The organism is Arsenophonus endosymbiont of Bemisia tabaci Q2, assembly GCF_902713415.1.
Classification (GTDB): Bacteria; Pseudomonadota; Gammaproteobacteria; order Enterobacterales; family Enterobacteriaceae; genus Arsenophonus.
Genome location: NZ_CACTIE010000055.1, coordinates 1 through 10093, shown reverse-complemented (window position 1 = coordinate 10093; position 10093 = coordinate 1). Strand labels below are relative to the sequence as shown.

Here is a 10093-nt window from a genome sequence, read left to right as displayed (position 1 = left end):
GATGAAGTAAGCCGCCGCTTTTTTAATATGTCATTATCCCTCTGAGCACGCTTAATTTTTGCTTCTAATTCTTGTATGCGCTGTTGCTCCGGCGTTAACGCTTTTGATTTTACAGGCGTATTCCCATTTAACTCAGCAAGATATTGTTGCTTACAGCGCAATACGGCAGATTTACCCGCACCGGATATTTTTTTAACTTGGATATTCCTATATCCAACCTTCAACCATGAGTTTTGCATATTCCAGTTTTTGCTTTGCGCTAAAGGTCACTTTTACTTTTCGTGGCATATTTATATTATAAGCTATAAATCTCTACAGTTTTATTAGACCACTACAAGGCAAGTAGTACAGCTTTGTAAATAAATAGGTAAACTAATGCGAGCTTCTAATCGTTCTTTTAGTGGAAAAATTTTAATATTGTAATACGGTGAGCTAACTATAGTTGGGCGACTTTAAAATGATTACAAGTAATTACTCTATATCAGTAAATTTATATTGGAGAAAAAGATATATTTTGTAATCAAAATTAAAACGCTTAGCTATATAATGCCGTCGATTGAATTAATAATAGCATTAGTAATTACACTAATTGCTACAAACCGCTCTAAACAGCCTTGATGACAGGTAAAAAATACTCTATTTTTGTTAATAACTGCTCGTTAAATGAATGATTATCGTTGGCAATTAGCTCGGTAATATCTTCATGTAAAAGTTTATTATTGAGTTCATATAGCGATAAAATTAATGAATCCTTATTAATTCTAACACATAAAAATTGCCAACCTTGGCTAATAATTTCTAAGCCAGTTATTGGTTTTCCTCTAAAACCTAAATCAGGAAATTCAACCTCCTTTATTAAGTGTGCATTGATAAGTTCTCTGGTAATTTTTGTGATACTCGCTGGCGCTAGTTGAGCTTTTTTCCAAGGAAATTCTAGAAATAGATCCAAGTTGATCGATAAGTCGATAGACAAGCTTGAAGTTGATCTGTTTTATTTGATCAGTATGCCTTACTTGCTCATTCATATAAATTTCATTCAATTTATTAAAACAAACTGCAATTATGAAGAGCATTTTTTATATGTGAATTTGGGCTTATATTTTGTGATTTCGAGTGTAGTTATAAAAAAACATCTTATAGAAACCGGGATTTTTGGCTATCCAACGAGTTATTTTGATTGGTTTTTCTGAAAAGTGAACAGTAAGTTTATTTTTAAAAATGCAGGTACTTAATTTTGGTAAAGGTACATTTCTATTTAAGCGATTAACAAATGATATTAAAGAAGGTACAGTAAAAGCTAATATATTAATATGGTTGATATTTGGTATAATCCTTAACGATTTAGTACCAGGTAATTTATCGTAATAAAAACGAGAGTTATCTGGGGTATAAAAGTCATCACTGCTAGCATTAATAATATATTTTGGTATGCTAAGTCGATTTTGATGATCTGAATTAAGATATTGTAGAGGATCAACTATTTGCATTAGCTTTGAAAAACGATATGAGCCGATCATCTGATCAATGTTTTGATTATAAAAAGGAAGAAATGAGAACGGCCAATTTTTACCATAACTCCGATATAGATGTTTTAGCATTTTGTCTGTATTAAGGGCATCATTGGCAAAAGGAACGATGGCAGCTATGTCAGGATTGGCAATAGATGCTAACCATGCAGTACATCCTTGAGCTCACACACCAGAAGACAATAAATTTTTTGATGTTCCATTTTTTTAATTCTTGTTTAGTAAACCGAATAGTTTGTGAAACAACGTCAGTCATAGGTATATCTAATGGTAATATCTTTCTCTCAGGATTATTCATAAATAACGACCAGTTCGGGGCAATAAAATCATATTGTTGATCATTTTCATTAAGAAATTTATTGTCATCATTCGATATAACATAATTATTTAGGATATTATTAATTGAAATAACAATAACATTAGTTTTTTCAGCAATATCAATCAGCATTTTTTATTAAAATCTGGTGAAAAATTCTTACTATTATAACTAGCTCCACCATTTATTATAATAAGAGCATATTTAGGCTTCGGTATTGTAGGAATGTATATATTAAGATTATAACGCCATGTTTGTGGGGAAACTAGTTTTTTCAGGTGACCACTCTTGAGACACCATTTTGTATTTTATAAGTTCTATGTCGCCTATCTTCTCCTGCACATATGTAGAATATTTTAACGGATTGGAAGGTAATAATTGTTGATAATAGATAATAATATTTGAAAACTGAAAAAAATTGCTGGTGATATCGAATGTTGCATATTTGAGGCACCGCTTTTAGTACAAAAACAAACGAAAAGAGTAAAAAATAGTTTTTTATTTTTTCTTAGTAGGTTAGGTGCTATTATGATTAAAATAAAAAGCTTGTTGTAACTAAATTGAGGCTTTTATATGAAATATGATGCAAGATATAAATTATCAAAATGTTTTGATTTATTGAAAGCTGAACTAGCTTGTTTTTTTAACTGAACTTAATACCTTATCTCTAATCTCAGCTATTGTATTTAAATTACTTGAAACCAAGAAAGGAGAAGAAAATAATGATATTAACCAAATAGCAATTAGCACTTTGACAGGAAAAGATGCCTTAAACTTAGCATTAACAAACTACAATCGATTATTTATTCATGATAGCCTGCAACACATTAGTAATAAAACTGCAATAAGGCTACCTGTTTCCCTATTTTTTAATCTTTCAGTAGAAAATTATTTAGGCATAAAACAGCAACTGGAAACAATTAATCAGTTAAAAACAGAATTAAAAAATATTGTCACTCATCAATCGGGGATAAAAAAAGAGCAACGATTTGAATTTATTCACCAACACAGTTACATGGCCTAATTACTCTCAATCCCTATCGTAAAATCAATTATGTTGAGTCACCTAGTAGCATTAATTTTGGGTGGGCCAATAAAAATATCGTCAATAAAGTAACAAAAGAGTAAATACTTGAGCGACTACATAAAAACTATCAATCTGAAAAAACAATGTCGGCATATACTAAACAACAATGGCGTACTTTAATTAAAAAAGAGATCCAAGACTTAAATAGCATCTCGAATGATCCCATATTAAAAATACAACGCCCTGTAAAAGTTCAACCGATTGCCAGAGTTTGGTACGCGAATGAAAAACAACAAGTACAATACGCTTGCCTTCTTCCACTGTTATCATTTAGTAGTGATACAAACCATTTGACAAAATTAGGTACGCTTACTGACTATGATATTAATAATATAAAAATAAAACATAAGCCAAAAAAACTAAAATTAATTATTGCTCGATTACATCTTTATCAAGAAATCTAAGTAAAAAACGGAGGTTATTAATTCGATTTTCTTTTTGTATAAATATAAAAACTACTTTTTCATACTACCAACCATATTTTCAGGTCGCACCCAACTATCAAACTCTTCGGCTCTTAAATAAGCCAGTTTTAATGCTGCTTGCTTCAGCGTCAACCCTTCTTTATGTGCTTTTTTAGCAATTTCAGCGGCTTTATCATAACCAATATGCGTATTTAGTGCAGTAACTAGCATTAATGATTCATGTAATAATTTATCTATCCGTTGGCGATTAGGTTCAATACCTTTAGCGCAATGATCATTAAAACTAAGCATACCATCCGCCAATAAACGAATTGATTGTAAAAAATTATCAATAATCATAGGGCGGAAAACATTGAGTTCAAAATTACCTGATGCTCCACCAATATTAATAGCAACATCATTCCCCATAACTTGAGCACAAAGCATAGTTAAAGCTTCACACTGAGTCGGATTAACTTTTCCTGGCATTATCGAACTACCAGGTTCATTTTCTGGGATCATAATTTCACCAATGCCACAACGCGGACCTGATGCTAACCATCTTACATCATTAGCGATTTTCATTAATGAAGCTGCTAAACCTTTTAAAGCACCATGGGAATGAACTAAAGCATCACAAGTAGCTAAAGATTCAAATTTATTAGGCGCAATAACAAATGGTAGACCGGATAATTTTGCAATTTTACTCGCAACTTTAATGGCATATTCAGGATGGGTATTTAAACCGGTACCTACCGCTGTTCCGCCTAATGCCAGTTCAGATAGATGCGGAATACTTTCTTCGATATGGCGGACATTATGAGCTAGCATTGCTCCCCACCCTGATATTTCTTGGCCTAACGTTAGTGGTGTTGCATCTTGCAGATGCGTACGGCCAATTTTGACAATATCATTAAAGGCATCAGATTTTTGCTTAAAAGTAGTTTGTAGTTCTTTTAATCTAGGTAACAAATGTTGATATAAAGCAATAAAAGCAGCTACATGCATTGCAGTAGGAAATACATCATTAGAACTCTGGCTTTTATTTACATCGTCATTCGGGTGAATTAAGCGCTGCTGGCCTCTTTTCCCACCTAAAATTTCACTAGCTCTGTTCGCCAATACTTCATTTATATTCATGTTAGTATGCGTACCAGAGCCGGTCTGCCAGACTGCTAATGGAAATTCAGCCATATGCTTATCCGCTAAGACTTCATCAGCTGCGGCGATAATAGCATTAGCTTTATCCTTTGCTATCAAACCTAAATCGCTATTTACTTCAGCTGCTGCTTTTTTAGTTAATGCCAATGCATGGATCAAGGCAACAGGCATTTTTTCCACTGAGATATGGAAATGTTGCAGCGAACGTTGCGTTTGAGCGCCCCATAGGCTATCTGCTGGGACTTTAATTTCACCCATTGAGTCTTTTTCAATGCGATATTCTGACATTATTATTATCTCCTTAGCATAAAATAATTGGATATGCATAATCCATCTTTGCAGATAAACTGATTGTACTTGAAATCATGCACTATTTTTAATTTAAAATGTGAGAGATAAGCGAGTTTATTGCATTACAGTTAAAAATAAATTTTTATCAACTAAGAGCAGTATTATATGTTTAAAATGATCAATAAAATTCAACACTATGATTGGGGTAGTAAAGATGCCCTAACTAAGCTTTACCATATCAAAAATTCTCAGCATTTGCCGATGGCTGAATTATGGATGGGAGCACATCCTAAAGCCAACTCTATGGTTGAAGATTTAAATAGCCAGCAAAAAATATCGCTAGATAAACTAATCGCAACTGATCCAAGCTATTACCTCGGTGAAAAAATTGCCCACAAATTTCATCGATTACCTTTTTTATTCAAAGTGGTCTGCGCGGCTCAACCACTTTCTATTCAGGTACACCCAGATAAAATCGCTGCCGAAGTTGGGTTTAAGCGTGAAAACACAGCGGGAATTGCGCTCTGTTGTCCTAATCGTAATTATAAAGAGGATAATCATAAGCCTGAATTGATTTATGCTTTAACACCTTTCAAAACGCTTAATTCATTTCGCCATTTAAAGGAGATTGCTAATTTATTGCTGCCGATTGCCGAAGCTTCACCAGTTATTTAACTATTTTAAAAGACCCCAACAGAAACTCAACTGGCACAACTTTTTAAACATTTCTTAAGCCTGATAACAAAAGAAAAGCAGCTGCTACTTGCAGCCTTAAATCTGTTCTACAGCAAGAAAAAGGGGAACCTTGGAGCACGATAGAAAAAATGTTGCCATTATACCCTGAAGATAATGGATTATTTGCACCATTGTTATAGCTGGGCGACTTTAAAATGATTACAAGTAATTACTCTATATCAGTAAATTTATATTGGAGAAAAATATATTTTGTAATCAAAATTAAGACGCTTAGCTATAATATATTTTATTAAATTTGATCAACTTTTACCCGCTAAAATCCTTAAGGGATGGATATATGAAGAAATCGTTAGTAGCTGTAGGTGTGATTGTAATTGTTGCCGTAATTTGGACAATTGGCTCTTGGTATACCGGAAAAATTGAGGAAGAGTTTGATACTTTCATTGAACGTACTAATATCACACTAAAAAATAATGCACCAGAAGCTGGTATTAATATTAAAACAGAAAATTATCAGCGAGGAATTTTCACTGCTAACGCAGACATGGTTATTGGTATAAAAGAGAACAGCGAAAGAAAAAATACCATTGTTAAGTTTGCCACAAAAATCTTTCATGGCCCCTTTCCTATTAACAAAATAGTTAAACTTAATCTGTTATAGCTAAGCGACTTAATTTTGATTACATTATAGCTGGGCGACTTTAAAATGATTACAAGTAATTACTCTATATCAGTAAATTTATATTGGAGAAAAACATATATTTTTGTAATCAAAATAATGAACGGGGCTAATCTGTCTCAGGCAACTTTATCTTCAGCTCAAATGAACTTCGTTGATTTAACTGATGCTAATCTGGCTGATGCTCGTTTGAGTGGAACTAATTTGGCAGGCGGCTAACCTCAGCCAATCTAATTTAACGCATGCCAATCTTACGGGCGCTAATCTAGCAAATACCAACCTGACTGACGCTAATCTAACTAATGTTGACTTAAGCAATATTGATTTACATTCGGCCATTTTAGAAAAACTCGATATTAATAACACTAATTTTGCTGGTGCTAGCTTAAACAATACGTTAACTTTAGCGCTCCCTAACAATTGGAGAGCAAGAAACCTAGAGACTAAACTTAATCACTTCAATTATCAAGGTACTCTATTAACCAGTATCGCAAGTATTCACGATAGATATAATGAATTAAAAATCAAGTTGGCTTGGCAGTTAATCAGTTCATTAAAAGCATCTAATGTTGATCTAAAAGAAGTTACTCTACCACTATTAAACATTTTTATAAAAACCCCGTTTAGTACCGATAAGAACATTAGCACCTTTGTGAATCAACTAATGAGTGAGCAGAAAAAACAATCCATCAAATATGCTAAGGATATTGGAACAACAAGCTGGCATGGCTAATGACTTGCTCAATTATTTCAACCAACAGCCGCAACTGATGCCATCCAAGGAACTTAATAATACCTTTATATCCGCCTTACTGACCGCCAGAACTGAAGGGATTAATATAGTATATGGGATCACAATCGATAGCCTATATGAAAAATATTTAAACTTGCCAAAAATTCAGCAACTAGTCAAACAAGAGGAAATTAAAGGTGTTTTTGGTGATTATCAAGGCAATGCCGATTGGGCAGATAAACATGCAGCAAATTATAGCTAAGCGACTTAATTTTGATTACACGATATTGAGTGCGAACAAAATATCTGTGTCGCATCCGAGCGCTCTTTTTTTGCATTTAGCTTGTGCCTATTTATGTTCAATTGGATTAAGATCTGGCGAATAGGTAGGCAAATATTCCACCATATGCCCCGCATCGATGATGACTTGTTGAATACTCTGTTTCTTGTGAAAAGTTGCATTATCCATCATGATTACACTGTTTTTAGGAAGTACTGGGATAAGGACTTGGGTGACCCATGCATAGAAAACATCGCTGTTAATATTGATATCAAATAATCCGATAGCAAACAGCGTTGTGCCCAATAAAGCGCCGATAACATTTGTTCTTCCTTTAGCTCCTCAGTTCTTGAGACCAACACACCGTTGACCTTTCGGGGAATAGCCGTGAGTCCGCGGGGTATCGTGTGAAAAACCACTTTCATCAATAAAAACAATATGCTTGCCTTCTTTTTCATACTGTTGTTTTTTGTTGAAACGTTTGTCGAGTGTTTTCGTCGGCTTTCGGATGACGTAGAGTTTTTTATAGGTCAATCCCATTTTTTTAAGAGCTTGCCAAATGGCCTTCTGACAAACGCCAAAACGCTCTGCACGCTCTTTTTGGTAAGCATCTGGATATTGTTCAACATCTTTTATCAACTCGGATTTATCGATTTTTCGCTGACGCGTAGTCGATGCTTTTGGCTCTATTTGATTAATCCAACGCGATACAGATGCAGAGCCAATCCGAAATTGCTTCGCTGTTTCTCGGATACTCAACCCTTCTTCTTCCATCGTAAATATCACTTTACGTCTAAAATCAATTGAATAGCTCATATAAATAATGTCATCAAAATTAATTCGCTTAGCTATAATTGGCAACTAACCGACTGCCAATTTGATGCGGTTATTTTTCATGGCGATCGCCATCAGTTACAAACCATTTTTCAGGCAGTAGCTAAGCGTGACGGGCCAATTATTGCCGTGCAAGGATATCGATCTGGAGACCAGCAGTTATTCCTTGAGCGTTTAGTCCATCAACGAGCTGTCAGTGTCAATACTGCGGCGGCCGGCGGCCGGCGGCAATGCCAGTTTAATGGCACTAGAATAATTTTTCATTGCCAAAAATAAAGCCTTAGCGATTTGCTAAGGCTTTATTTATCTAATAACTGTGAAATAATTTAGTTTCTATCCATAGCAACCTTATGCTGAGTGATCGGCTTGCCAGCCTAGGAATTGCTCATATTTACGCAACGCAATATTGTAATTACTAAAGACAGAGTCGGTCATTTTATCCTGCATCTGAGCCTGAATTTTTTCAATCTCCAATTCAGCGAGCGGAAATTGCATTTCACTTAACAACTCATCCAGTCGACGCAGCCGCACCACATATTCGCGTACGGTACTATGGCTCATTTCAGTCTCTTTAAACAGATACTGTTTAAACGACATAATATCAAAATAGCCAGTATCACTATTACAATAGATTTCACTACAAAAACGACATAACGCGGTAAATTTATGCTGTAACTCGGCCCAAGCCTGTTCATCAACCAGCTCGGTCATCGCTGAAATCGCTTCTTTATTTAGAATTTGATCATTAAACAGCAATGAAATCCGATCAAGGGTTTTGTTACAGTGTGCGCAGTGAATTTGACTATGCTTATAGTCTTTAATATAACGGCTCAATGGCCGCTTCTTTTGGTTAGAAACAGACATATTAGATAAGCCCTGTGTGTAAATCGTAAACAAAAAAATAAAAAATATTATTTATCTGGATTTAAGCGCGCTCGTAGCCGTTTTATCGCCTGACTATGTAGCTTGACGCGGGATTTGCCGACATTGAACACCGCGCCTATCTCCTTCAGGTTTAGATCTTCTTGATAATAGAGCGTCAAAACCATTTTTTGCTTTTCAGGCAAACATTCTATCGCCTTTATAATATTTTTGCGAATATCAGTTGCTATTAAAGTTTGCAGCGGATTTTGCTCGTCGTCAACCTCAATAATCTGTTCACAGCTCTCACCATGAACTTCATGCCACTTATCATAAAAGCATATAGCTAAGCGACTTAATTTTGATTACACCATATTGAGTGCGAACAAAATATCTGTGTCGCATCCGAGCGCTCTTTTTTTGCATTTAGCTTGTGCCCATTTATGTTCAATTGGATTAAGATCTGGCGAATAGGTAGGCAAATATTCCACCATATGCCCCGCATCGATGATGACTTGTTGAATACTCTGTTTCTTGTGAAAAGTTGCATTATCCATCATGATTACACTGTTTTTAGGAAGTACTGGGATAAGGACTTGGGTGACCCATGCATAGAAAACATCGCTGTTAATATTGATATCAAATAATCCGATAGCAAACAGCGTTGTGCCCAATAAAGCGCCGATAACATTTGTTCTTCCTTTAGCTCCCCAGTTCTTGAGACCAACACACCGTTGACCTTTCGGGGAATAGCCGTGAGTCCGCGGGGTATCGTGTGAAAAACCACTTTCATCAATAAAAACAATATGCTTGCCTTCTTTTTCATACTGTTGTTTTTTTGTTGAAACGTTTGTCGAGTGTTTTCGTCGGCTTTCGGATGACGTAGAGTTTTTTATAGGTCAATCCCATTTTTTTAAGAGCTTGCCAAATGGCCTTCTGACAAACGCCAAAACGCTCTGCACGCTCTTTTTGGTAAGCATCTGGATATTGTTCAACATCTTTTATCAACTCGGATTTATCGATTTTTCGCTGACGCGTAGTCGATGCTTTTGGCTCTATTTGATTAATCCAACGCGATACAGATGCAGAGCCAATCCGAAATTGCTTCGCTGTTTCTCGGATACTCAACCCTTCTTCTTCCATCGTAAATATCACTTTACGTCTAAAATCAATTGAATAGCTCATATAAATAATGTCATCAAAATTAAGTCGCTTAGCTATATTA

General features: G+C 35.1%; 16 protein-coding genes and 5 pseudogenes. 8 read left to right on the top strand and 13 right to left on the bottom strand.

The window, feature by feature from the left end; genetic code table 11:
* Nucleotides 1-239: pseudogene (locus ARSQ2_RS03240) on the bottom strand (hypothetical protein); the annotation flags it as partial.
* Between the two features lie 256 nt (nucleotides 240-495).
* Here ARSQ2_RS03240 and ARSQ2_RS13555 point away from each other — a divergent pair.
* Nucleotides 496-618, top strand: coding sequence for a hypothetical protein (locus ARSQ2_RS13555; protein ID WP_255487260.1), 123 nt, complete (start codon nucleotides 496-498; stop codon nucleotides 616-618).
* On the opposite strand, the gene ARSQ2_RS03235 is transcribed toward ARSQ2_RS13555, so the two are convergent.
* The 3 genes and pseudogenes from ARSQ2_RS03235 to ARSQ2_RS14605 form a co-directional block, all read right to left on the bottom strand.
* On the bottom strand, nucleotides 605-949 hold the full coding sequence (locus ARSQ2_RS03235; RefSeq protein WP_181994329.1) for a hypothetical protein: 345 nt from the start codon (nucleotides 947-949) through the stop codon (nucleotides 605-607). The genes ARSQ2_RS13555 and ARSQ2_RS03235 overlap by 14 nt on opposite strands.
* A gap of 145 nt (nucleotides 950-1094) precedes the next feature.
* Nucleotides 1095-1673: pseudogene (locus tag ARSQ2_RS14610) on the bottom strand (PhoPQ-activated protein PqaA family protein); the annotation flags it as partial.
* On the bottom strand, nucleotides 1648-1974 hold the full coding sequence (locus tag ARSQ2_RS14605) for a PhoPQ-activated protein PqaA family protein (RefSeq protein WP_181994328.1): 327 nt from the start codon (nucleotides 1972-1974) through the stop codon (nucleotides 1648-1650). The pseudogene ARSQ2_RS14610 and the gene ARSQ2_RS14605, both read right to left, overlap by 26 nt.
* A gap of 538 nt (nucleotides 1975-2512) precedes the next feature.
* Between ARSQ2_RS14605 and ARSQ2_RS13550 the strand changes: the two genes are divergently transcribed.
* Both ARSQ2_RS13550 and tus read left to right on the top strand, forming a co-directional pair.
* Entirely contained in the window at nucleotides 2513-2866 is a 354-nt protein-coding gene (locus ARSQ2_RS13550) for a DNA replication terminus site-binding protein (protein WP_181994332.1), read from the top strand.
* Nucleotides 2836-3333 (top strand): annotated as a pseudogene (gene tus / locus ARSQ2_RS13545) (DNA replication terminus site-binding protein). The gene ARSQ2_RS13550 and the pseudogene tus overlap by 31 nt, the downstream one beginning before the upstream one ends.
* Before the next feature lie 51 nt (nucleotides 3334-3384).
* Here the strand turns inward: tus and fumC are convergent.
* Nucleotides 3385-4782, bottom strand: a complete 1398-nt coding sequence (gene fumC, locus ARSQ2_RS03205; RefSeq protein WP_181994326.1) for a class II fumarate hydratase — start codon at nucleotides 4780-4782, stop codon at nucleotides 3385-3387.
* A 177-nt stretch (nucleotides 4783-4959) separates the two neighbouring features.
* Here fumC and manA point away from each other — a divergent pair, with 177 nt between their 5' ends.
* From manA to ARSQ2_RS03185, 5 genes and pseudogenes are all read left to right on the top strand, one after another.
* Entirely contained in the window at nucleotides 4960-5460 is a 501-nt protein-coding gene (gene manA, locus ARSQ2_RS03200) for a mannose-6-phosphate isomerase, class I (RefSeq protein WP_238334288.1), read from the top strand.
* 113 nt (nucleotides 5461-5573) lie between these two features.
* Nucleotides 5574-5660: pseudogene (locus tag ARSQ2_RS14110) on the top strand (hypothetical protein); the annotation flags it as partial.
* A 158-nt stretch (nucleotides 5661-5818) separates the two neighbouring features.
* On the top strand, nucleotides 5819-6142 hold the full coding sequence (locus ARSQ2_RS03195; RefSeq protein ID WP_181994325.1) for a DUF945 family protein: 324 nt from the start codon (nucleotides 5819-5821) through the stop codon (nucleotides 6140-6142).
* A gap of 45 nt (nucleotides 6143-6187) precedes the next feature.
* A complete protein-coding gene (locus tag ARSQ2_RS03190) occupies nucleotides 6188-6379 on the top strand; it encodes a pentapeptide repeat-containing protein (RefSeq protein WP_181994324.1) in 192 nt (63 codons plus the stop codon).
* Nucleotides 6354-6893: a pentapeptide repeat-containing protein gene (locus ARSQ2_RS03185; RefSeq protein ID WP_181994323.1), complete on the top strand. Its 540-nt coding sequence runs from the start codon at nucleotides 6354-6356 to the stop codon at nucleotides 6891-6893. The genes ARSQ2_RS03190 and ARSQ2_RS03185 overlap by 26 nt, the downstream gene beginning before the upstream one ends.
* 191 nt (nucleotides 6894-7084) lie before the next feature.
* Here the strand turns inward: ARSQ2_RS03185 and ARSQ2_RS03180 are convergent, their stop codons facing one another.
* The 8 genes and pseudogenes from ARSQ2_RS03180 to ARSQ2_RS03145 all read right to left on the bottom strand — a co-directional run.
* Nucleotides 7085-7231 (bottom strand): hypothetical protein, encoded by a 147-nt coding sequence (locus ARSQ2_RS03180; protein ID WP_181994322.1) that lies wholly within the window; start codon nucleotides 7229-7231, stop codon nucleotides 7085-7087.
* Nucleotides 7232-7242: 11 nt separating this feature from the next.
* Nucleotides 7243-7479 carry a transposase gene (locus ARSQ2_RS03175; protein ID WP_181994321.1) on the bottom strand — a complete coding sequence of 79 codons (237 nt, stop codon included), beginning with the start codon at nucleotides 7477-7479 and terminating at the stop codon, nucleotides 7243-7245.
* Entirely contained in the window at nucleotides 7368-7601 is a 234-nt protein-coding gene (locus ARSQ2_RS03170; RefSeq protein WP_181994320.1) for a hypothetical protein, read from the bottom strand. Before ARSQ2_RS03170 ends, ARSQ2_RS03175 begins: the two co-directional genes overlap by 112 nt.
* On the bottom strand, nucleotides 7516-7989 hold the full coding sequence (locus tag ARSQ2_RS11870) for an IS630 transposase-related protein (RefSeq protein ID WP_202880371.1): 474 nt from the start codon (nucleotides 7987-7989) through the stop codon (nucleotides 7516-7518). The genes ARSQ2_RS03170 and ARSQ2_RS11870 overlap by 86 nt, the downstream gene beginning before the upstream one ends.
* 366 nt (nucleotides 7990-8355) lie before the next feature.
* Entirely contained in the window at nucleotides 8356-8871 is a 516-nt protein-coding gene (gene fliZ / locus ARSQ2_RS03160; protein WP_181994319.1) for a flagella biosynthesis regulatory protein FliZ, read from the bottom strand.
* Nucleotides 8872-8918: 47 nt separating this feature from the next.
* Nucleotides 8919-9203, bottom strand: a pseudogene (locus tag ARSQ2_RS03155) (sigma-70 family RNA polymerase sigma factor); the annotation flags it as partial.
* Between the two features lie 30 nt (nucleotides 9204-9233).
* On the bottom strand, nucleotides 9234-9764 hold the full coding sequence (locus ARSQ2_RS03150) for an IS630 family transposase (protein ID WP_202880414.1): 531 nt from the start codon (nucleotides 9762-9764) through the stop codon (nucleotides 9234-9236).
* Nucleotides 9691-10093, bottom strand: a 403-nt coding sequence (locus ARSQ2_RS03145) for an IS630 transposase-related protein (RefSeq protein ID WP_238334287.1), incomplete at its 5' end; no start/stop codon positions are given. The genes ARSQ2_RS03145 and ARSQ2_RS03150, both read right to left, overlap by 74 nt.

What these genes read in the sequence shown, in the direction of transcription:
- ARSQ2_RS14605 (WP_181994328.1), bottom strand. Translation starts at nt 1,974, where the DNA reads ATGCTGATTGATATTGCTGAAAAAACTAATGTTATTGTTATTTCAATT.
- fumC (WP_181994326.1), bottom strand. Translation starts at nt 4,782, where the DNA reads ATGTCAGAATATCGCATTGAAAAAGACTCAATGGGTGAAATTAAAGTC.
- manA (WP_238334288.1), top strand. Translation starts at nt 4,960, where the DNA reads ATGATCAATAAAATTCAACACTATGATTGGGGTAGTAAAGATGCCCTA.
- ARSQ2_RS03195 (WP_181994325.1), top strand. Translation starts at nt 5,819, where the DNA reads ATGAAGAAATCGTTAGTAGCTGTAGGTGTGATTGTAATTGTTGCCGTA.
- ARSQ2_RS03190 (WP_181994324.1), top strand. Translation starts at nt 6,188, where the DNA reads ATGATTACAAGTAATTACTCTATATCAGTAAATTTATATTGGAGAAAA.
- ARSQ2_RS03180 (WP_181994322.1), bottom strand. Translation starts at nt 7,231, where the DNA reads ATGCAAAAAAAGAGCGCTCGGATGCGACACAGATATTTTGTTCGCACT.
- ARSQ2_RS11870 (WP_202880371.1), bottom strand. Translation starts at nt 7,989, where the DNA reads ATGAGCTATTCAATTGATTTTAGACGTAAAGTGATATTTACGATGGAA.
- fliZ (WP_181994319.1), bottom strand. Translation starts at nt 8,871, where the DNA reads ATGTCTGTTTCTAACCAAAAGAAGCGGCCATTGAGCCGTTATATTAAA.